At 71.6% G+C, this 24,740-nt stretch carries 2 protein-coding genes; both read left to right on the top strand.

Going from position 1 to position 24,740, the window contains the following annotated elements:
• Positions 1-282: 282 nt before the first annotated feature.
• Positions 283-6,918, top strand: a complete 6,636-nt coding sequence (locus tag ACQUSR_RS03095; RefSeq protein ID WP_431040968.1) for an amino acid adenylation domain-containing protein — start codon at positions 283-285, stop codon at positions 6,916-6,918.
• Positions 6,919-24,540 carry an amino acid adenylation domain-containing protein gene (locus ACQUSR_RS03090; RefSeq protein ID WP_431040967.1) on the top strand — a complete coding sequence of 5,874 codons (17,622 nt, stop codon included), beginning with the start codon at positions 6,919-6,921 and terminating at the stop codon, positions 24,538-24,540.
• The last annotated feature ends 200 nt before the right edge of the window (positions 24,541-24,740 follow it).

Here is a 24,740-nt window from a genome sequence, read left to right as displayed (position 1 = left end):
CCCGAATCACCAGTCAGAATATTCTCCCGGCGGAATGAATCGCTCTGTACTGTCGCCGGGACATTGTGATCCGGCCGGGTCGAACAATTCACGTCGGTTGCCTTGCCGATCTTCTGGGCGCCTTGACCCTGCTGTGCCGCGGATGGAACTGTCGAAGGGTGTGCGCCTGTTTCACTCGTCGAAATTGGGGGTGGTAGCGTGCTGGATTCAGTCGAGCGACGCCGCTTACTGCATGAATTCAATGAGACGGCAGTTGCCGTACCTGATGTGACGATTTATGAATTGTTTGCGAGACAGGCTGCCTGTACTCCGGACGCCGTCGCGGTGGTGGCCGGCGAGACGTCATTGACCTACCGAGAGCTCGACGACGGGGCGGATCGGCTGGCGCGGGAACTGGTCCGGCGCGGCGTGGGTCCCGGAGCGGTGGTAGGGGTGGTCCTGCCCCGCTCGGCCGCACTGGCGACGGTCCTCCTCGCGGTGCTCAGGGCCGGGGGGACGTATCTGCCCCTGGACCCGGATTATCCGGCCGAGCGCGTGGAGTTCATGCTGCGCGACGTGCGGCCGGTGCTGCTGCTCACCACCTCGGCCGCCGCCGCGAGTCTGCCCTCCGTCGCCTGCCCGAGCGTCGTGCTCGACGAGCTGGACACCATGGCCGTACCGGCCCGGCAGGCAGATGGAAGCACTCCGGATCCCGCCGTGGCGGTGCACCCGGATCACCTCGCGTACGTCATCTACACCTCCGGTTCGACCGGGGTGCCCAAGGGCATCGGCATCACCCACCGGGACGTGGTGGGTTTCGCGCTCGACCGCTGCTGGCGCGGTGGCGCCCACGAGAGGGTGCTGCTGCACTCTCCGCTGGCGTTCGACGCCTCGATCTACGAACTGTGGGTGCCGCTGCTGAGCGGAGGCGCGGTCGTCGTGGACCCCTCCGGGGACCTGACCCCGGAGGTGCTGGCCGGCCTGGTGAGCGACTACGGCGTCACCTCCCTCTTCCTGACCACCTCACTGTTCAACCTCCTGGCCGAGGAGGACCCGCGCTGCCTGGCCGGGCTGAAGGCCGTGTGGATCGGCGGCGAGCGCCTTACCTCGCGTGCCGTCCGACGCGCCGTCGAGGCCTGCCCGCACACGCAGTTCGTCAATGGCTACGGGCCCACGGAGGCAACGGTCTTCGCCGTCTGCCATCCGGTGGACCCCGCCGAGCCGGTCGGTGACAACATCCCGATCGGGCGCTCGATGGACAACATGCGCGCCCATGTACTGGACGACCAGTTGCGCCCGGTGCCGACGGGGACGGCCGGTGAGTTGTATCTGGCCGGTGTCGGGGTGGCGCGTGGCTATCTGAACCGGCCCGCGCTGTCCGCGGAGCGCTTCGTGGCCTGCCCGTACGGCGGCGCCGGTGAGCGGATGTACCGGACCGGCGACGTGGTGATGCGGACCCCCGGCGGCGAACTGGTGTACCAGGGGCGAGTCGACACCCAGGTGAAGGTGCGGGGCTTCCGGATCGAGCCCGGCGAGATCGAGGCGGTGCTCCTCTCCCACCCCGGCGTGGCGCACGCGGCGGTGGTCGCCCGTGAGACCTCCGGCGGAGCCGGGAGCAAGCAACTGGTGGCGTACGTCGTCCCGGTCGGCTCCGACGCGGCCGGCTGGGGGCCGGCCGGCGGCAGCATCGCCATCGGCTCCGGCTTCCGGGTCGGGGACCTGCGCGGGTTCGTCGCGAGCCGCCTGCCCGAGTACATGGTGCCGTCGGTCTTCATGGTCCTCGACCAGCTGCCGCTGACCCCGAACGAGAAGCTGGACCGGGCGGCGCTCCCGGAGCCGGAGTTCGGCGGCGGCAGCGAGTACCGGGCGCCGCGCACGCCCGGCGAGGAGCTCCTCGCGGGCCTGTTCGCCGAGGTCCTCGGCCTCGACAGGGTCGGCATCGACGACGACTTCTTCGCGCTGGGCGGCGACAGCATCCAGTCCATCCAGATCGTGTCGCGGGCCCGCGCACAGGGCACGCAGGTCAGCTCGCGCGAGATCTTCGAGCAGCGGACCGTGGCCGCCTTGGCCGAGGCTGCCGCACGCCGCGGGCCCGGCACGGAGCCGGTACTCGCCGAGATGGCGGGCGGCGGCACCGGATGGATGCCGCTGATGCCGGTGGCGCGGTGGATCCTGGAACGCGGCCCCGGTTTCGACCGGCTCATCCAGGCCGTCGTACTCGAACTGCCGGACGGCATCGACCGGGCCGGCCTGGCCGCGACGCTCGGCGCGGTCCTCGACGGGCACGATCTGCTGCGCGCGCGCCTGGTGACCGGCGACGACATCGCGCCCGAGCAGCCGGGCGAGGGCATGGGCCTGCACGTCTCCCCGCCGGGCTCGATGGACGTGGACCCGCTGATCCGGCACGTCGAGTGCTCCGGCCACTGGGACGCGGAGTCCTGGCGCCCCCTGCTGCTGCGCGAACTCGACGCGGCCGCCGGGAGAATGGACCCGGCAGCGGGTGTGGTGGCGCAGTTCGTGTGGTTCGACCCGCGGGCCACCGGCGGGGACGGCGGGCCCGCCGCCTCCGACTCCGCGGCCGCTTCCACCACTTCAGCCTCGACCGCCTCCACGGCGTCCGCCGGTCCTGGCCGGCTCCTGGTCGCGTTCCACCACATAGTGATCGACGGAGTGTCGTGGCGGATCCTCATGCCCGACTTCGCCGCGGCGTGGGCGCAGGTACGGGCCGGGCGCGACCCGGACCCGGCACCGGCGACGACGTCGGTACGGCGCTGGGCACACGCCCTGATGGACGCGGCCACCGCCCCGGAACGGGCGGCGGAACTGCCGCTGTGGCGTTCGGTGGTGGCGGGTCCCGACCCGGTCCTCGGCACCCGGCGCCTGGACCCCGCGGTGGACGTGATGGCCACCGTGGAGAAGGTGCGGGTACTGCTGCCGGTACCGGTCACCGAAGCCGCCCTGACGGCACTGCCCGCGGCCGTCCGCGGCGGGGTCAACGACGGCCTGCTGGCCGCACTTGCCCTGGCCGTCGCGCAGTGGCGCCGCCGGCGCGGCGTCGACGAGCCGTCGACCCTGATCCGGCTCGAAGGTCACGGCCGTGAGGAAGACGTGGCACCGGGCGCGGACCTGTCCCGCACGGTGGGCTGGTTCACCAGCGTGTTCCCGGTGCGCCTGGACCTCGCGGGAGCCGACATCGACGACGCCTTCGCGGGCGGCCCGGCCGCCGGCGACGTGGTCAAGGCGGTCAAGGAGCAGCTCCTCGCCCTCCCCGACAAGGGCATGGGCTACGGCCTGCTGCGGTATCTCAACCCGCAGACCGCCGAGGTGCTCCGCGACCATCCGATGGGCCAGATCGGCTTCAACTACCTCGGCCGGTTCTCCGCCGCCGACATGCCCGACGAACTGCGCGGACTCGGCTTCACCCAGACCGCCGAACTGGCCGAGTTCGCGGAGCTGGCCGAGCTGGACGCCGGGCACGACGCGCGGATGCCCGCGCTGTGCGAAGTGGACATCAACGCGACCGTCACCGACACCCCGGACGGCCCCCGGCTCGGCGCCGTCTTCGGCGCCCCGGCGGGCGTGCTCTCCCCCGACGAGGTGCGCGAGCTCGCCGACCTGTGGTGCGACGCCCTCACCGGCCTCGCCCGGCATGCCGCGAGTGCCGACGCGGGTGGTCTGACGCCGTCGGACGTCCCCCTGGTGACCGTTACCCAGAGGTCCATCGAGACCTGGGAACGCCGCTATCCGGGACTCACCGACATCTGGCCGCCGACCGCGCTCCAGTCGGGACTGCTTTTCCAGTCGCACCTCAACGACTCCACGTTCGACGCGTATCAGGTGCAGTACACGCTGCACCTGTCCGGATCCGTCGACCCGGACCGGATGCGCGCGGCCGGACAGGCCATGCTCGACCGGCACGCCGCCCTGCGGACCGCGTTCGTGTCCGACGACAACGGCGACCAGCTCCAACTGGTGGTCGACGGGGTCGCGCTGCCGTGGCTCCACCACGACCTGTCCGGTCTCGACGGGCCTGGCCAGGACGACGCGTTCGAGCGGTTCCTCGCCGAGGACCTGGACACCCACTTCGACTCCGCGACCCCGCCGATGCTGCGGCTGTCCCTGGTCACGCTCGGCCCGGACCGTTCGGAACTGGTCCTGACCGCCCACCACGTGCTGTTCGACGGCTGGTCGCTGCCGCTCCTGACACAGGATCTCCTGCGGCTCTACGCCACGGGTGGCGACGCGGCAGGGCTGCCGCGCGTTCGCGACTACCGGGACTTTCTGCACTGGCTGGCGCGACAGGACCACGAGGCATCGGCCACCGCCTGGGCCACGGAGCTCGACGGCCTGGACGAGCCCACCCTGCTCGCGCCCCCCGACGGGCCCAGGACGGACCTCACGGGCATCGGCCAGGTGGAGGTGCCGCTGCCCGCCGACATCGCGCGCGCTCTGTCCCGCCGCGCGGCCGAGCTGGGCGTCACGGTGAACGCCGTCGTCCAGGGCACCTGGGCGATCCTCCTCGCCCGGCTCACCGGCCGCCAGGACGTGGTGTTCGGCGCCACCGTCTCCGGCCGCCCGCCCGCCGTGACCGGCGTGGACTCCATGGTCGGCCTGTTCCTCAACACGGTGCCAGTACGGGTGCGGTGCGCCCCGGGGGACACCCTCGCCGAGCTCCTGACCGCGCTCCAGGACCGGCAGGCCGCGCTCCTCGATCACCATCACCACCCCCTCACCGACACACAGCGGGCCACGGGGCTGAGCGCGTTGTTCGACACCTATGTCGCCTTCGAGTCCTTCCCCCTGGACCGATCCGGCATCGGGGAGGCGAGCCGGGCCGCCGACATCACTGTCACCGGCATCCGCCCGTTCGCCACCACGCACTATCCGCTGACCGTGATGGCCCTCGCCGACTCCGACCGGCTGCGCCTGTCGCTGCAGTACCAGCGGAGCGTGTTCGACCGGGACGAGGTCGACCGTATCGGTGCCCGCTTCGGCCGGATCCTGCGTCAGCTGGCGGCGGATCCCGGCCACCGCGTGGGCGCCGTCGACGTGCTGGAGCGCGCCGAACGGGACCGGCTGCTCGGCCGGTTCAACGGCACGACGGCACCGGAACCCGGGCTGACCGTCCCGCAGGTGTTCGAGCGGCAGGCCGCCGCCACGCCGGACGCGGTCGCGGTGGTGTGCGGCGAGGTCTCGCTGACGTACCGCGAACTCGACGAGCGGGCGAACCGTCTCGCGCGCGGCCTGGCCGGGCGCGGAGTCGGGCCGGAGACCGTCGTGGCGGTGGCGCTGCCGCGCTCGGCGGACCTGGTCGTCGCACTCCTGGGCGTGCTGAAGTCCGGCGCCGGCTATCTGCCGATCGACCCGGAGTACCCGAGCCGGCGCCTCGCGCACATTCTCCGCGACGCCCGCCCGGTTCTGGTGCTCACGGACCCCGCCACCGGCACGGCGGTGCTCCCCGACGACGGTACCCCCCGCGCCGGGCTCGACGAGATCACGGCCCGCGAGAGCGGAGCGGGCCACGGCCTCGGTGACGGCGACCAGGTGCGGCCCCTGCGACCGGACCACGTGGCGTACGTGATGTACACCTCCGGGTCCACCGGGACGCCGAAGGGCGTGGTCATCACCCACCGCAACGTGACCAACTGTCTCCCGGGCCTCGCGGCCGCCCTCGGAATCCCCCGGGCGTACCGGATGCTGGCGGGCACATCGGTCAACTTCGACGTGTCGGTGTTCGAGCTGTTCACCACGCTGTCCACCGGCGGCAGCGTCGAGGTGGTCCGGGACGTGCTGGTCCTGGGCGAGGGCGACGGCTGGTCGGGCGGTGTGATCAGCACGGTCCCCTCCGCGTTCACCGAACTCCTCGACCAGCTGGGCGGCAAGATCAGCGCGGACGCGGTGGTGTTCGCCGGTGAGGCGCTGCCCGCCTCCCTGGTGCGGCGGGTGCGGGAGGCGCTGCCCGGAGTGCGCGTCGTCAACGCCTATGGCCAGAGCGAGACCTTCTACGCGACCACGCTTGCCGTCGACGGTACGGACGAGTGGTCGGCCACGGCGAACGCGCCGATCGGCACGCCGCTTCCGGGCATCCGGGTGTACGTCCTGGGCGACGGTCTGCTGCCGGTGCCACCGGGGGCGGCGGGCGAGCTGTACGTCGCCGGAGCGTCGATGGGGCGCGGCTACTGGGGCCGGACCGCGCTGACCGCGGAGCGCTTCGTCGCCGACCCGTACGGGCCGCCGGGCGCGCGGATGTACCGCACCGGTGACCTGGCCCGCTTCAACTCGGCGGGCGAGCTGGAGTACGCCGGGCGCGGCGACGCGCAGGTGAAGATCCGGGGCATCCGGGTCGAGCCTGCCGAGGTCGAGGCGGTGCTGACCGCACATCCCGGGGTCGACCGGGCCGTCGTCATCGCCCGGGACGGCCACGGCACGGGCCGGGCCGAGCAGTTGGTGGCCTATGTCGTGCCGTCCACAGCGGACGGCACCGGACCCGACGAACTGCGCGGTTTCGCCGCCGAGCGGCTGCCCGACTTCATGGTGCCCGCGGCCGTCGTACCGCTGGATGCGATGCCGCTGATGCCGAACGGCAAGCTGGACCGGGCCGCGCTGCCCGAACCCGAGTTCACCGCCGGGCGGTACCGCGCGCCGCGGACACCGCAGGAGGAGACCCTCTGCCGGCTGTACGCCGAGGTCCTCGGCGTGGACCGGGTGGGGATGGACGACGACTTCTTCGCCCTGGGCGGCCATTCGCTCCTGGCGGCCCGCCTGCTCAGCCGGATCCGTTCCGAACTCGGGGCCGAGGTGCCCCTGCGAGCGATTTTCGACACCCCCCGCATCACCGACCTGTCGAGCAAGGTGAAGGACGCCTCCGCGGCCCCTGCGAACGATTCCTCCGCGTCGAGCCGTCCTCGTCTGCGCAAGATGGATAGGAGCAAGTACTAAATGATCCCGTTGTCCTTCGCGCAGCGCCGCCTGTGGTTCATCGACCGTTTCGAGGGCCCGTCCGCGGCCTACAACCTTCCCTTCGTACTCCACCTGAGCGGTTCCCTGGACGTGGCCGCGCTGTCCTTAGCGGTGCGCGACGTCGTCGTCCGGCACGAGAGTCTCCGCACGGTGTTCGGCGAGGACGAGGCGGGCGTGCCGGGGCAGCGGGTGCTGCCCGAGGACCAGATCCGGCTCCCGGTGCCCGTGACCGACGTGGCACCGGCCGACCTGGCCGGTGCGGTCGCCGAAGCGGTGGCCCACCGCTTCGACCTCTCGGCCGAGATCCCGGTGCGGGCCCATCTGCTGCGCCGGGCCGCCGACGAGCACGTGCTGGTCCTGGTGATGCACCACATCGCGAGCGACGGCCAGTCGATGGAGCCGCTGGCACGCGACCTGGCCGCCGCGTACACGGCCCGCCTGACGGGCGACGCCCCGCAGTGGCCGGAACTGTCGGTGCAGTACGTCGACTACACCCTGTGGCAGCGCGAACTCCTGGGCGACGAGTCCGATCCGGGCAGCGTCCTCGCCACCCAGCTGCGCTACTGGCAGGACGAACTCGCGGGCGCCCCCGAGCAGTTGCCGCTGCCGACGGACCGGCCGCGGCCGTCCGCCGCCAGCCACCGCGGCGACAGCGTGGAGTTCACGATCGAGCCGGACCTCCTCGCCGCGGTGCAGAAGCTGGCCGACGACCAGGGCATACCCGGCCTGACCGCGTCGATGGTGATGCAGTCGGCCGTCGCGGTGCTGCTGCACCACCTGGGCGCCGGCGAGGACATCACGATGGGCTCCACCATCGCGGGCCGCACCGACCCGGAGCTGGCGGACCTGGTCGGGTTCTTCGTCAACACCTGGGTGCTGCGTACCGACCTGGCCGCGAACCCGACGCTGGAACAGGTGCTCCAGCGGGTGCGGAACAAGGCGCTGAGCGCGTACGAGAACCAGGACGCCCCCTTTGAGCGGCTGGTGGAGGCGCTGAACCCGGAGCGTTCCACGGCCTACCACCCGCTGTTCCAGGTGATGTTCACCTGGCAGGGAGACTCCCGCGTCGACGTCGCCCTGCCCGAGGTGCGGGCGCGCCTCGAGGCGGTTCCCACCGCGACCGCCAAGTTCGACCTGGAGTTCAACTTCGGCATCGACCCCGACGAGCGGTCCATGCGGTGCACCCTGGAGTACGCCACCGACCTGTTCGACCGGAGCACCGTGGAGGCCGTCGCCGCCCGCTTCGTGCGGGTGGTGCGGGCGTTCGTAGCCGACCCGGGCGTGCGGGTCGGTTCGGTGGACGTGCTGGACGCGGCCGAACGGGCTCTGGTGCTGCGCGAGTTCAACGACACGGCGGAGCCGACGCCCGAGGTGACGGTCCCCGCGCTCTTCGAGCAGCAGGCGGCCGCCACCCCGGACGCGGTGGCGGTGGTGTCGGACGACGTGACGCTGACGTACGGGGAGCTGAACGCGCGGGCGGAGCAGGTCGCGCGTGCCCTGGCGGGGCGTGGAGTGCGTCCCGAGTCGGTGGTCGCGGTGGCGCTGCCGCGCACGGCGGACCTCGTCGTGGGGCTCCTGGGCGTGCTGAAGGCCGGGGCCGCGTATCTGCCGATCGACCCGAAGTACCCGAGTGCGCGCCTGGACCACATCCTGGCGGACGCCCGGCCCGGCCTCGTCCTGACGGCCGCGGAGTCGGCCGACGTGCTGTCCGGGACGGACGTTCCGCGGCTGTTCGTCACCGACATCGGGAGCGAACCCCTCCCGGAGGACACCGGTCCGACGGCGCCGCGGCCGCACAATGCGGCGTACGTGATGTACACGTCCGGGTCGACCGGCACGCCCAAGGGCGTGACGATCACCCATCGCGATGTGGTGAACGGCGTGCTGCGGCTGGCGTCGTCGGTCGGCGTGGACGCGACGACGCGGATGCTGGCGGGCACCTCGGTGAACTTCGACGTGTCGGTCTTCGAGACCTTCACCACGCTGTGCGCGGGCGGCACCGTCGAGGTGGTCCGCGATGTGCTGGTGATCGGGGAACGGAACGGCTGGAGCGGTGGCGTTGTCAGTACCGTGCCGTCCGTCTTCGCCGAGCTCCTCGACCAGATCAGCGGAAAGGTCAGCGTCGACGCGGTGGTGTTCGCGGGCGAGGCGCTGCCCGCCTCGTTGGTGCGGCGGGTGCGCGACGACATCCCGGGCGTGCGGGTGGTCAACGCCTATGGGCAGACGGAGAGTTTCTACGCGACGGCGTTCGTGTTGCCGTCGGGTGAGGAGTGGGACGGGTCGGGCAGTGCGCCGATTGGTTCGCCGTTGGGGAACATGCGGGCGTATGTGCTGGGTCCGGGGCTTGTTCCGGTGCCGCCGGGTGTGGTGGGGGAGTTGTATGTCGCGGGGAATGTGGCGCGTGGTTATCACGGTCGTGCGGGTCTGACGGCGGAGCGGTTCGTCGCGGATCCGTACGGGGCTACGGGTGCACGCATGTACCGCACCGGTGACCTGGCGCGGTGGAACGCCGACGGGCAGTTGGTGTATGCGGGGCGTGATGACGCGCAGGTGAAGGTGCGCGGCTTCCGTATCGAGCCGGGTGAGGTGGAGGCGGCGCTGACCGCGCATCCCGGTGTGTCCCAGGCCGTGGTCGTCACGCGCACGGGCCGCGGCGTCAAGCAGTTGGTGGGCTATGTCGTGCCCGTCGGCATGGGCGAGGGCGGCATCGGCACCGTCGAGAGTCTCGGTCAGCTCGACGTCGACCTGACCGCCGGAGTGTCGCCACGGGAACTGCGGCGTTTTGTGGCGGGGCGGTTGCCGGAGTTCATGGTGCCGTCGGTGTTGGTGATGCTGGATCGGTTGCCGTTGGCGCCGAACGGCAAGCTGGATCGGTCGGCGTTGCCGGAGCCGGAGTTCGGCGGTGGTGAGTACCGGGCTCCGGGTTCGGCGACGGAACGGGTGCTGGCCGGGGTGTATGCGGAGGTTCTGGGTCTGGAGCGGGTGGGGGTCGATGACGACTTCTTCGCTGTGGGCGGGGACAGTATCCGCTCGATTCAGGTGGTGTCGCGGGCCCGGGTGATGGGTGTGGAGGTGTCTCCGCGGCAGATCTTCGAGTGTCGGACGGTGGCTGAGCTGGCGCAGGTCGCGGTGACGGATGGCTCGGATGCGGGTGTGGTGCTGGAGGAGTTCGAGGGTGGTGGTGTGGGCCGGTTGCCGGTGCTGCCGGTGAGCCGGTATCTGCGGGAGTTGGGGGGTGGGTTCGGCCGGTTCTCGATGTCGGCGGTCCTGGAGCTGCCTGCGGGTATCGATGCGGTGGGGCTGTCGGCGACGCTGGCGGCGGTGTTCGACCGGCACGACATTCTGCGCTCTCGGCTGGTCACCGGTGATGAGTGGAGTCTGGAGGTCGGCGCTCCGGGTTCGGTGGAGGTGGCCGGGCTGGTCCATCGGGTGGAGTGTGACGGTGAGTGGGGTGAGGGCTGGCGGGAGTCGGCTTCCAGGGAACTGGATGCGGCCACCGGGCGGCTGGATCCTGCCGGTGGGGTGATGGCGCGGTTCGTGTGGTTCGACGCGGGTGACTCGGTTCCGGGTCGGCTGCTGGTGGTGTTGCACCACTTGGTGGTGGACGGAGTGTCCTGGCGAATCCTGCTGCCCGACCTCGCTGCCGCCTGGGAGCAAGTGAGCTCCGGCGAGGAGCCGGTGCTGCCCGAAGTGGGGACGTCGGTACGGCGCTGGACACACGCCCTCCAGGACGAGGCCGTCAGCGAGGACCGGGTCGCCGAACTCCCCCTGTGGCGTGCGATGGTGGACGGCCCGGACCCCCTCCTCGGCCGCCGTGCACTGGACCCCGCCCTGGACGTGGCCGGCACCGCCGACCACATCTGGGTCCGCCTGCCGGCGCGGGTGACGGAGGCGCTGCTGACGTCGGTGCCGACGGCGTTCCGCGGCCAGGTGAACGACGGTCTGCTGGCCGGGCTGGCGCTGGCGGTGGCGAAGTGGCGGCAGAAGCGCGGCGTCACGGAGTCCTCGGCGCTGATCCGGCTCGAAGGGCACGGCCGTGAGGAAGGCGTCGTGCCGGGTGCCGACCTGTCCCGCACGCTGGGCTGGTTCACCAGCATGTTCCCCGTACGGCTCGACACCACAGGGATCGACCTCAGTGACGCCTTCGCGGGCGGCCCCGCGGCCGCCGGCGCGATCAAGGCCGTCAAGGAGCAGCTGCTCGCCATCCCCGACAAGGGCATCGGCTACGGCCTGCTGCGCCATCTGAACCCGGAGACGGCGACAGTGCTGCGTCGCTACGACACCGGGCAGATCGCCTTCAACTACCTGGGCCACTTCTCCGCCGCCGACATGCCGGAGAACCTGCGCGGCCTCGGCTGGACCCGGGCCGAGAACACCACCGACCTGGTCGCCGCGCCGGACGCGGACATGCCGCTGATGTCGACGCTGGAGATCAACGCGCTGGTCGGCGACACCGAGCAGGGCCCGTGTCTGAACGCCCGCGTGGGATTCCCCACCGGTGTGCTGTCCCGTGAGGACGTGCAGGAGCTGGCCGATCTGTGGTGTGCGGCGCTGGAAGGGCTGGCCCGGCATGTGGAGCGGCCGGGTGCCGGGGGTCTGACGCCGTCGGATGTGCCGTTGGTGTCGGTGGGCCAGCGTGAGCTGGAGGTGTGGGAGAAGAAGTATCCCGGCTTGGTGGATGTGTGGCCGCTGACCGCGTTGCAGTCCGGGCTGCTGTTCCACGCTCTGCTGGCGGACGCGGCGTACGACGCGTATCACATGCAGTTGGTGTTCCATCTGTCCGGTCCGGTGGAGCCGGAGCGGATGCGGGCCGCGGGGCAGGCGGTCCTGGACCGGTACGCCAACCTGCGGACCGCGTTCGTCAGCGACACCGCCGGTGAACGCGTCCAGGTCGTGGTCGAGGGCGTGCGCGTGCCCTGGCAGCAGATCGACCTGAGCGACCACGCCGACGGCGACGACCGCGACGCGGCGCTCGAACGCATCCTCGCCGACGACCGCGCCACCCACTTCGACCTGACCGCACCGCCGCTCCTGCGCATGACCCTGGTGACCATGGGCCCGGGCCGGGCCGAACTGGTCTTCACCGCCCACCACGTCCTGTTCGACGGCTGGTCGGTCCCGCTCCTCATGCAGGACCTGCTCAGGCTGTACGGCTCCGACGGAGACCTCGCGGCCCTGCCGAAGGTGCGCGGCTACCGCGAGTTCCTGTCCTGGCTGGCCCGGCAGGACCACGAAGCGGCCGCCCGCGCCTGGGCCGACGAACTCGACGGACTCGACGAACCCACCCTGCTCGCCCCCGGCGCCGAGTCCGCCGACTCCGAGGACATCGGGCAGGTCGACGTACCGCTGTCACCGGAGACCGCCCGCGAACTGACCCGGTACGCGGCCGAGGCGGGCGTCACCCTGAACACCCTGGTCCAGGGAGCCTGGGCGATCGTCGTCGGAGAGCTGACCGGGCGCGAGGACGTCGTGTTCGGCGCGACGGTGTCCGGCCGTCCGCCCACCGTCACGGGCATCGACACCATGGTCGGCCTGTTCATCAACACCCTTCCCGTACGCGTGACATGCTCTCCCCGGGACACCTTCCGCGAGTTGCTGACGCGGTTGCAGGACCGGCAGGCCGTTCTGCTCGACCACCATCACTACGGTCTCGCGCAGATCCAGCAGGACACCGGCCTGAGCACCCTGTTCGACACCGTCGTCGTCTTCGAGTCCTTCCCGATCGACCACGCGGGGCTCGGCGACGCCAACACCGAGGCGGGCGTGGCGATCACCGGCCTCACCCCGTTCAGCGGCACCCACTACCCGCTGACCGTGACGGCCGACGCCGACCCGCAGCTGCGCATCGCCCTCCAGTACCAGCACCATCTCTTCGACCACGCAACCGTGGAGGCGATCGCCGCCCGCTGCCTGCGGGTGCTGCGCCAGGTCGTCGAGAACCCGGAGATCCGCGTCGCGCAGCTCGACGTCCTGGAGCCCGCCGAACGGACCAAGGTCGTGTCCGAGTGGAACGACACCGCACACCCCACGGCCACCGCGGGCAGCACCCTCGCCGCGGCGTTCGAAGCCCAGGTGGAGCGCGGCCCGGAGCGCACCGCGCTCGTCTTCGAGGGAGACACGCTCTCCTACGCCGACTTCAACGCGCGCGCCAACCGGCTGGCGCACTGGCTGATCGAGCGCGGCGCCGGGCCCGAGCGGCTCGTCGCGATCCGGATACCGCGCTCCTTCGATCTGCTCACCGCGATCTACGGCGTGCTCAAGACAGGAGCCGCCTATCTGCCGATCGAGACCGATCTGCCCGGCGAGCGGGTCGAGCACATGCTCGCCGACAGCACGCCCCTCCTCGTCCTGGACGAACTCCCGGACCTCTCCGGACGCCCGGAGTCGAATCCCGGCGTCGACGTGCACGAGGACCACGCCGCCTACGTGATCTACACCTCGGGGTCGACCGGGAAGCCCAAGGGCGTGGTCGTGTCCCACCGTTCGATCATGAACCGGCTCGCCTGGGGCCACGGCCGGTACGGCATGGGCGAGAGCGACCGGATGCTCCTGAAGACATCCGTCGGCTTCGACGTGTCGGTGCCGGAGCTGTTCTGGCCGCTCCAGGTCGGGGCAGGGCTGGTGATCGTCCGTCCGGACGGGCAGAAGGACCCCGAGTACCTGGCCAGGCTGATCCGGGAACAGCGGGTCACTGACGCCGACTTCGCGCCGTCCATGCTGGCGGCGTTCCTCTCGGAGCCGACCGCGGACCAGTGCACCAGCCTGCGCCGCGTGGAGGCCGCCGGCGAGGCGCTCCCCCTGGAGCTCACCGAGCGCTTCGCGCGCACGCTCCCCGGCACCCGGCTGCACAATCTCTACGGCCCCACCGAGGCCGCGGTGGAGGTCACGGCCTGGGAGTGCCGCGAGGAGCCCGGTGCCACCGGCGTGCCGATCGGCGCACCGGTGTGGAACACCCAGGTCTACGTCCTCGACTCCGCGCTGCGGCCGGTCCCCCCGGGTGTGCCGGGAGAGCTCTACCTCGCGGGCGTCCAGCTCGCCCGCGGCTACCTGAACCGTCCGGACCTGACCGCGGAACGCTTCGTGGCCAGCCCCTTCACCCCCGGGGCGCGCATGTACCGCACCGGTGACCTGGTCAAGTGGCGGCCCGACGGCGTGATCGACTACCTCGGCCGGGTCGACTTCCAGGTCAAGGTGCGCGGATTCCGCATCGAGCCCGGAGACATCGAGGCGGCCCTCGCCTCGCACCCCGGCGTGGACCAAGCCGTGGTGATCACCCGCGAGGACCGGCCCGGCGACCAGCGCATCGTGGGATACGTCGTGCCCGCCCCCACCGGCTCGGCCACCGCCCGCGAGGCGGAGCAGGTCGACGAGTGGCAGCAGGTGTACGACGAGGCCTACGCCGGTTCCGGGACGACCGCCTGGGGCGAGGACTTCACCGGCTGGAACTCCAGCTACACCGGCGAGCCGATCCCGCTGATGGAGATGCGGGCCTGGCGGGACGCGGCCGTCGAGCAGATCCTCGGCGGGGCGCCGCGTCGGGTCCTCGAACTGGGCGTCGGCTCGGGTCTGCTCCTCTCCCAGATCGTGCCCGACGTCGCGGAGTACTGGGGCACGGACTTCTCGGCTCCCGTCATCGAGCAGCTGAAGGACCAGGTCGTAAGGGCCGGCTTCACCGAGCGGGTCCGGCTGCGGGTGCAGCCCGCCGACGACGTGTCGGGCCTGCCCCAGGAGTACTTCGACACCGTCGTCATCAACTCGGTGGCGCAGTACTTCCCCGACGCCGGCTATCTGGACCGGGTGCTGAGCCAGGCCCTCGACCTGCTGGCCCCCGGCGGCCGCATCGTGGTCGGCGACGTGCGCCACGCGGGCTCGCTGAGCCTGTTGAAGACGGCGATCCACCGCGCCCGGCGCCCGGAGGCATCGGCGTCCGTGATCCGCGCCGCCGTCGCCCGGGCCGTCCTGGTGGAGAAGGAACTGGTCCTCGACCCGGAGTGGTTCACGCGCTGGGCCGACGAACACGGCGCCGCCGGCGTGGACGTACTCCTGAAGCCCGGCCGCGCCCACAACGAACTGACCCGGCACCGCTACGAAGTGGTGCTGCACAAGGCACCCGTGGACCCCGTCCCCCTGACCGGGATCCCGGCGCTCGCGTGGGGCCGCCGGGTGGACGACTTCACCGGCCTCGACGACGTGGTCCGGGAGCACGGGACGACACCGGTACGGATCACCCGGATCCCCAACGCCCGGCTCGCCGGCGAGGTCGCCACCGCCACCGCCCTCGCGGCCGTCGACTCACCGGTGGCCGGACTCCCGCCACTGGACCCGCACGACCTGCGGGAATGGGCCGACCGGCGAGGCCTTGGCCTGCTGCTCACCCTGACGGCGGGGGTGCCCGAGTGCTTCGACGCGGTGGTCTTCCCCGCCGGCACCGAAACCGGGCGGACGTACTCCGGAGGGTTCACGCCCACCGGGCGCTCCGAGCGGATGCTGGTGAACGACCCGGCCGGCGCGCGGGAGATCGGCATCCTCGTCTCCGGGCTCCGCGACCACGCGCAGGAACGGCTGCCGGAGTACATGGTGCCCGCGGCTGTGGTCGCGATCGCCGAGGTGCCCCTGACCCCCAACGGGAAGCTGGACCGGCAGGCGCTGCCCGTGCCCGACTACGCCGGTGTGGCGACGGGCCGGCCACCGCGGACACCGCAGGAAGAGGTCCTCTGTGCGCTGTTCGCCGAGGTCCTCGGCATCGACCGGGTGGGCATCGACGACAACTTCTTCGCATTGGGCGGGCACTCGCTCCTCGCCACCCGGCTGATCAGCCGGATCCGCGCCGAGCTGGGCGCCGAGGTCCCGATCCGCGCGGTCTTCGACCGTCCCACCGTCGTGGAACTGGTCGAGCGGGTCGCCCCGGGAGCACGGGTCCGCTCCCCGCTGCGCCGGGTGGCACAGCGGCCGGAGCAGCCGCCGCTGTCCTTCGCGCAGCGCCGCCTGTGGTTCATCGACCGGTTTGAGGGGCCGTCGGCGACGTACAACATCCCGTTCGTGCTGCGGCTCACCGGCGCGCTGGACGTGGTGGCGCTGGAGAACGCGGTACGGGACGTCGTGTCCCGGCACGAGATCCTGCGGACGCTGATCGCCGAGTCCGGTGACGGAGTGCCGTACCAGCGGGTGCTGCCCGCGGAGCCGGCACTGGTGGACTTGCACGTCGTCGAATCCGCCCCGGACGCGGTGGCCGACGCCGTGGCGGCGGCCGCGGCCCGGCCGTTCGACCTGGCCACGGAGATACCGCTGCGGGTGACCGTGGTCCGGAGCGCCGCCGACGAGCACGTGCTGGTCCTCGTGGTCCACCACATCGCCGGGGACGGCGAGTCGATGGGCCCGCTGGCGCGCGACCTGGGCACGGCCTACGCCGCCCGGCTGCGCGGCGAGGTGCCCGACTGGCCCGAGCTGCCGGTGAGTTACGTCGACTACACCCTGTGGCAGCGGGAGCTGCTCGCCGACGAGTCCGATCCCGAGGGCGTCCTTGCCACGCAGCTACGGTACTGGCGGGACGAACTGACGGGCGCGCCGCAGCCGTTGCAGCTGCCGACGGATCGCCCCCGGCCGCCGGTGGCGAGCCGCCGCGGCGACCTGGTGGCGTTCGAGCTCGATCCGGACCTGGTCACCGCCGTGGAAGAACTCGCCCGCGCGCAGGGCGCGACGGTGTCGATGGTCCTCCAGTCGGCGGTGGCGGTGCTGCTGCACCACCTGGGCGGCGGCGAGGACATCACCGTCGGATCCCCGATCGCCGGCCGCACCGACGCCGCGCTCGCGGAGCTGGTGGGCTTCTTCGTCAACACCTGGGTGCTGCGCACCGACCTGTCCGGAAACCCGAGCTTCGAGCAGCTCCTCGGGCAGGTGCGCGAGAAGGCCCTGGGCGCTTATGAGAACCAGGACGCGCCCTTCGAGCGCCTGGTGGAGCTGCTCAAACCCGACCGCTCCACCGCCTACCATCCGCTGTTCCAGGTGATGTTCGCGTGGCAGAACATGGCCCGCGAGGACTTCGCGCTCGACGGCCTGCGCGTGGACCTCGAACACCCGGCCACCGACACCGCGAAGTTCGACCTGTTCTTCAACATGGCGGACATCCCCGGCCTCGGCGTGGTCGGTCACCTCGAGTACGCGACGGACCTCTTCGACCGCGTCACGGTCGAGGCCCTCGCGGCCCGGTTCGCGCGGGTCGTACGGCAACTGGTCTCCAGCCCCGGCCGACCGATCGGGGCGGTCGTGGACACGCTGGACGCGGCCGAACGGGAGCTGGTGATCCACCGGTTCAACGACACGGCGGCGCCGACACCCGAGGTGACGATCCCCGGACTGTTCGAGCGGCAGGCCGCCGCCACCCCGGACGCGGTGGCGGTGATCTCCGGCGCGACGACCCTCACCTACCGCGAGCTCGACGCGCGCGCGGACCGGGTGGCGCGCGAGCTGGCGGCACGCGGGGTGGGCCCGGAGACGGTGGTGGGACTCGCGCTGCCGCGGTCGGCCGACCTGGTCGTGGCGCTGCTCGGCGTGCTGAAGGCGGGCGGCGCGTATCTACCGGTCGACCCGAAGTACCCCAGTACGCGGCTCGACTTCATCCTGTCGGACGCCCGCCCCCGGCTGTTCCTGACGGACGCGGAAACCGAAGAAGTGCTGCCGGACGACGGAACTCCGCGCCTGTTCATCGGCGACGCCGAGAAGACGGGCAGCGACGCCGGGAACGCGGGCGCCGATGCCGGGAGCACGCTGCCGCGGCCGCACAACGCGGCGTTCGTGATGTACACGTCCGGGTCGACCGGCACGCCCAAGGGCGTGACCGTCACGCACCACAACGTGGTCAACGGCGTGCTGCGGCTCGCCGAGCGGGTGGGCGTCGAGCAGGGCTCGCGGGTGCTCGCGGGCACGTCGGTGGCCTTCGACGTGTCCGTGTTCGAGGTGTTCACGACGCTGGCGCGCGGCGGCTGCGTCGAAGTCGTCCGCGACGTCCTGGAGTTGGCCGAGCGTGACGGCTGGCGGGGCAGTGTGATCAGCAGCGTGCCGTCCGTCTTCGCCGAGCTGGTCGACGACATCGCCGGCACCACCGATGTCGACACCGTCGTCTTCGGCGGAGAAGCCCTGCCCGCGTCCCTGGCGGAGCGGGTCCGGGAGGCCTTCCCGGGCGTGCGGGTGGTCAATCCGTACGGGCAGACGGAGAGTTTCTACGCGACGGCGTTCGTGTTGCCGTCGGGTGAGGAGTGGGACGGGTCGGGCAGTGCGCCGATTGGTTCGCCGTTGGGGAACATGCGGGCGTATGTGCTGGGTCCGGGGCTTGTTCCGGTGCCGCCGGGTGTGGTGGGGGAGTTGTATGTCGCGGGGAATGTGGCGCGTGGTTATCACGGTCGTGCGGGTCTGACGGCGGAGCGGTTCGTCGCGGATCCGTACGGGGCTACGGGTGCACGCATGTACCGCACCGGTGACCTGGCGCGGTGGAACGCCGACGGGCAGTTGGTGTATGCGGGGCGTGATGACGCGCAGGTGAAGGTGCGCGGCTTCCGTATCGAGCCGGGTGAGGTGGAGGCGGCGCTGACCGCTCACCCCGGTGTGTCCCAGGCCGTGGTCGTCACGCGCACGGGCCGCGGAGCGAAACAGCTCGTGGGCTATGTCGTCCCCACCGGAGCGAAGGACGCCACCGGAGACACCGAGAGCCTGAGCGACGACGCCATCGACCTCACCAGCGGAGTCGACACCGCCGAGCTGCGGCGTTTTGTGGCGGGGCGGTTGCCGGAGTTCATGGTGCCGTCGGTGTTGGTGATGCTGGATCGGTTGCCGTTGGCGCCGAACGGCAAGCTGGATCGGTCGGCGTTGCCGGAGCCGGAGTTCGGCGGTGGTGAGTACCGGGCTCCGGGTTCGGCGACGGAACGGGTGCTGGCCGGGGTGTATGCGGAGGTTCTGGGTCTGGAGCGGGTGGGGGTCGATGACGACTTCTTCGCTGTGGGCGGGGACAGTATCCGCTCGATTCAGGTGGTGTCGCGGGCCCGGGTGATGGGTGTGGAGGTGTCTCCGCGGCAGATCTTCGAGTGTCGGACGGTGGCTGAGCTGGCGCAGGTCGCGGTGACGGATGGCTCGGATGCGGGTGTGGTGCTGGAGGAGTTCGAGGGTGGTGGTGTGGGCCGGTTGCCGGTGCTGCCGGTGAGCCGGTATCTGCGGGAGTTGGGGGGTGGGCTCGGCCGGTTCTCGATGTCGGCGGTCCTGGAGCTGCCTGCGGGTATCGATGCGGTGGGGCTGTCGGCGACGCTGGCGGCGGTGTTCGACCGGCACGACATTCTGCGCTCTCGGCTGGTCACCGGTGATGAGTGGAGTCTGGAGGTCGGCGCTCCGGGTTCGGTGGAGGTGGCCGGGCTGGTCCATCGGGTGGCGTGTGAAGGCCGGTGGGGTGAGGGCTGGCGGGAGTCGGCTTCCAGGGAACTGGATGCGGCCACCGGGCGGCTGGATCCTGCCGGTGGGGTGATGGGCCAGTTCGTGTGGTTCGACGCGGGTGCGGATGTTCCGGGTCGGCTGCTGGTGGTGCTGCATCACTTGGTGGTGGACGGAGTGTCGTGGCGGATCCTGCTGCCCGACCTCGCTGCCGCCTGGGAGCAGGTGCGCGAGGGCCGGGCGCCGGAACTCGCGCCGGTGGTCACGTCGGTGCGGCGCTGGACACACGCCCTCCAGGACGAGGCCGTCAGCGAGACCCGCGTCGCCGAACTCCCCCTGTGGCGCGGCATTCTGGAGACACCGGACCCCGCCCTCGGGTCGCGAGCCCTGGACCCCGCCGTCGACGTGACGTCCACGGTGGAGCATCTGTCGCTCCGGGTGCCCGCGCGTGTGACGGAGGCGCTGCTGACGTCGGTGCCGACGGCGTTCCGCGGCCAGGTGAACGATGGCTTGCTGGCCGGGCTCGCGCTGGCCGTGGCGAAGTGGCGGCAGAAGCGCGGCGTCACAGAGTCCTCGGCGCTGATCCGGCTCGAAGGCCACGGGCGTGAGGAAGGCGTCGTGCCGGGCGCGGATCTGTCCCGCACAGTGGGCTGGTTCACCAACATGTACCCGGCACGCCTCGACACCGCCGGTGCGGATCTCGACGACGCGCTCGCCGGCGGCCCGGCCGCGGGGAAGCTGGTGAAGGCGGTCAAGGAGCAGCTGCTGGCCATCCCCGACAAGGGCATGGGCTACGGCCTGCTGCGCTACCTGAACGAGGAGACGGCCGCCGTACTGCGCGGGCATCAGGCCGGACAGATCGCCTTCAACTACCTGGGCCGGTTCTCCGCCGCCGACATGCCGGAGAACCTGCGCGGCCTCGGCTGGAACGAGGCACCCGGCGTCGACGACCTTGTCGCCGCGCCGGACGCGGACATGCCGCTGATGTCGACACTGGAGATCAACGCTCATGTCGGCGACACCGAGCAGGGCCCGTGTCTGAACGCTCGCGTGGGATTCGCCACCGGTGTGCTGTCCCGTGAGGACGTGCAGGAGCTGGCTGATCTGTGGTGTGCGGCGCTGGAAGGGCTGGCCCGTCATGTGGAGCGGCCGGGTGCCGGGGGTCTGACGCCGTCGGATGTGCCGTTGGTGTCGGTGGGCCAGCGCGAGATCGAGGCGTGGGAGAAGAAGTACCCCGGCTTGGTGGATGTGTGGCCGCTGACCGCGTTGCAGTCCGGGCTGCTGTTCCACGCTCTGCTGGCCGACGCTGCGTACGACGCGTACCACATGCAGTTGGTGTTCCACCTGTCCGGACCGGTGGAGCCGGAGCGGATGCGGGCCGCGGGTCAGGCGGTCCTGGACCGGTACGCCAACCTGCGGACCGCGTTCGTCAGCGACGCCGCCGGTGAACCCGTCCAGCTCGTCGTCGACGATGTCCGACTGCCCTGGCGGCAGACCGACCTGAGCGACCTCCCCGAGGAGGAGCGGGAGGCGGCCTACGAGCGGATCCTGGCCGAGGACGACCGCACGTACTTCGACCTGGACCGGCCCCCGCTGGTGCGGATGACCCTGGTGACCATGGGCCCGGGCCGGGCCGAACTGGTCTTCACCGCCCACCACGTCCTCGTGGACGGCTGGTCGCTGCCGCTGCTGATGCAGGATCTGCTGCGGCTGTACGGCTCCGACGGGGACCCCTCGGTGCTGCCGCGTACGCGGGGCTACCGCGAGTTCCTGACGTGGCTGGCCCAGCAGGACCACGAAGCGGCCGCCCGCGCCTGGGCCGAGGAACTCGACGGACTCGACGAACCCACCCTGCTGTGCCCGGACAACACGGCCGAGCAGGCGGACGGCGAGGACAGGGAGGACAGCGAAGGCAGGGGCAGCGAGGACAGCGAGGGGATCGGACAGCTCGAAGTGCCGCTGTCCGTAGAGACGTCCCGCGAACTGGAGCGGCAGGCCGCCGAGTTGGGCGTCACCCTGAACACCGTCGTCCAGGCGGCCTGGGCCGTGCTGCTCGGCCGGCTCACCGGGCGCCAGGACGTGGTGATCGGCACCACGGTGTCCGGCCGCCCGCCCGCCGTCACGGACATCGACACCATGGTCGGCCTGTTCATCAACACCCTTCCCGTACGCGTGACATGCGCCCCCAGGGACAGCTTCGCCCAGATCCTGACGCGGCTCCGGGACCGCCAGGCCGTCCTGCTCGACCACCACCACTACGGCCTCGCGCAGATCCAGCAGGACACCGGCCTGAGCACCCTGTTCGACACCATGGTCGCGTTCCAGTCCTATCCGGTCGACCGGGTGGGCCTCACCGAGGCGCACACGACCGCCGGGATCACGTTCACCGGCATCTCCTCGCTCAGCGGCACCCACTACCCGCTCAGCGTGATCGGCAGCTCCGAACCCCGGCTTCGCGTGGCCATGCAGTACCAGCGCCACACCTTCGACCACGCCACCGTCGAGACCATCGCCGACCGGCTCGGACACGTCCTGCGCAGCCTCGCGGCCGACCCGGACCTGGCCGTCGGCACGGTCGAGGTGCTGACACCGGCCGAACGCGAGCGGCTCATCGGTGAGTTCGACGGCACGGCGGCGGCGCTGCCCGAAGCCACCATTCCGGAACTCTTCGCGCACCAGGTGTCGAAGGCTCCGGACGCCGTCGCGGTCATCGACAATGACGAGACGCTGACCTACCGGGAGCTCGACGTCCGGTCGAACCGGCTGGCGCGCCGACTGCTGCGGGCCGGGGTGCGGCCGGAGTCCGTGGTGGCCGTGGCGCTGCCGCGCTCGGCGGCGCTGGTGGTGGCATGGCTGGCCGTGCTCAAGGCGGGCGGCGCGTATCTGCCCGTCGACCCCGGCTACCCGGACGAGCGGATCACGTACATGCTCGGGGACTCCGGGGCCGGCGTGGTCCTCGCGGACGCGACGACGGCCGTGGGCCTGCCCGAACCGTCCGTCCCCGTGCTCCGCCCGGACGATCCCGGGGTCGCCGAGGCATTGACCGGCTCCGACGGCGCCGCGCTGACCGACGCGGAGCGCGGGTGGCCGCTGTCGGGCGCGGGCACCGCGTACGTCATCTACACCTCCGGGTCCACCGGCACCCCGAAGGGCGTCGTGGTGTCGCACCGCGGTCTCGCGGGCTTCGCGGGGGCCGCCGTGGAGCAGTACGCGGTCGGCCCCGGTGACCGGGTCCTGCAGTTCGCCTCGCCCAGCTTCGACGCCTCCGTCCTGGAACTGTGCTGCTCGCTGCTCAGCGGGGCGACGCTGGTGACGGGTGAGGAGGGGCCGCTGGTCGGCGAGCGCCTCGCCGAGGTCCTGGCCGAGCGGCGCATCAGTCACACGCTCATCCCGCCCGCGGCGCTGGCCACCGTGGCGCCCGGGACGGCCGGAGCCCTGCCGGAGTTGCGCACTCTGATCGTCGGGGCCGAGGCCTGTCCGCCCGATCTCGTGGCGCGGTGGGCGCCCGGACGCCGGATGATCAACTCGTACGGGCCGACGGAGGCCACGGTGGTCGCCACCTGGACGGGTCCGCTGAGCCCCGGCGCGGCCGCCCCGCCGATCGGCTGCCCGGCGGGTGCCACTCGCGTGTACGTCCTGGACGCGGCCCTGCGACTCGTCCCGCCGGGAGTGACCGGGGAGTTGTACGTGGCGGGTCCCGGCCTCGCCCGCGGCTATCTGAACCGGCCCGGTCTCACCGCCGAGCGGTTCCTGGCCGACCCGTTCGGCGGGCCGGGGGAGCGGATGTACCGCACCGGTGACCTGGTCCTGTGGGGGGCGGACGGCCAGCTGCGGTTCACCGGACGGGCCGACGACCAGATCAAACTCCGCGGCTTCCGCATCGAACCCGGCGAGATCGAGGCGGCGCTCCTGACGCACCCCGGCGTCGCGCAGGCCGTGGTGGTCGCCGACGGCCCGACGGGCGGCCGGCGCCTCGTGGCGTACGTGGTGCCGGTCGCGGGCCGAACCGGGGAAGCCGACGGCGGACACCCGGCGGACACAGGGACTCTCGCCGCCGGGCTGCGGTCGCATCTGCGCGAACGGCTGCCGGAACACATGGTGCCGTCCGCGATGGTGGCCATCGACGAGGTGCCCCTGACGCCCAACGGCAAGCTGGACCGGCGCGCCCTCCCGGCGCCGGACCAGACTGGGCCGGCCACCGGAAGGGCCCCGCGGAACTCGCGCGAAGAGCTCCTGTGCGGCCTGTTCGCCGAGGTGCTCGGCCTCGACCGGGTCGGAGCCGACGACGACTTCTTCGGCCTCGGCGGACACTCGCTCCTCGCCACCCAACTGGTCAGCCGCATCCGCACGGTGCTCGGCGTCGAGACATCGCTCCGGCGGGTGTTCCAGTCACCCACCGTCGCCGAACTGGCCGCCGAACTGGCCGCCGACGGCGACGCCGCCGAGTCGGGGGACCCGTTCGCGGCCGTACTGCCGATCAGGACGAGTGGGGACAAGGCACCGCTGTGGTGGATCCACCCCGGCAGCGGGCTGTGCTGGATCTACCTCGGATTCGCCGGACGGCTGCCCGCGGACCGACCGGTCTACGGCATCCAGGCGAAGGGCTTCGACGGGGTGACCCGGCCGCCCGAGTCGATCGACGCCATGGTCGCCGACTACGTCGAGGAGATCCTCGCGGTACAGCCTGAGGGCCCCTTCCATCTCCTCGGGCTCTCACTCGGCGGCACCCTCGCCCACGCCATGGCCGCCGAGCTCCAGCGGCGAGGGCACGAGGTGGCGCTTCTCGCCCTCCTCGACAGCGTTCCCAGCACCTTCTTCGAACGCTACGAGCCGCCCCACGCCGACGACATCCGCGCCTACTTCGGCGAGCACCTCATCAGCCCCGGCAGCGCCGGTGACCAAGAGGCGTTCGTGGACAACGCGGTCTCCGTCATCGTCGGCCACACCACGATGCTGCGCAGCTTCACGTCGCCGACGTACCGCGGCGACGCGCTGTTCTTCAACGCGACGGCCGAAGGAGACGGCTCGTACGCGGAGATGTGGCGCAGTCACATCACCGGTGCCATAAGGGAGTACGACATCGACAGCACGCACCAGGACATGTACCTGCCCGAACCCGCCGACGAGATCTGCGGGGTGGTCGGCCGCGCGCTCGACGACGTGGAAGGGGGCTCCGTGACGGAGAGCTGACCCGGCGCCGACGGCGTGGTGCGGGTCACCCCCGCACCACGCCGCACGGGAGTCCGTGGTGACTTTGGCGCGGTGGCTCGGTCACTCCTCGCCGGCTGTCACGCTCGGTTACTATGCTCACTTCATGCCGGAGGCCGGAAGCAAGGGGCGCACCGCCATGTTGCACCGGTTTGGGGTTGGCCGTGGATCGCAAGGCAAAA

It is taken from the genome of Streptomyces sp. P1-3 (genome assembly GCF_050613155.1).
Taxonomy (GTDB): domain Bacteria; phylum Actinomycetota; class Actinomycetes; order Streptomycetales; family Streptomycetaceae; genus Streptomyces.
Note: the sequence above shows the minus strand (reverse complement) of the source record. Positions and strands in the feature narration are given on the sequence as shown.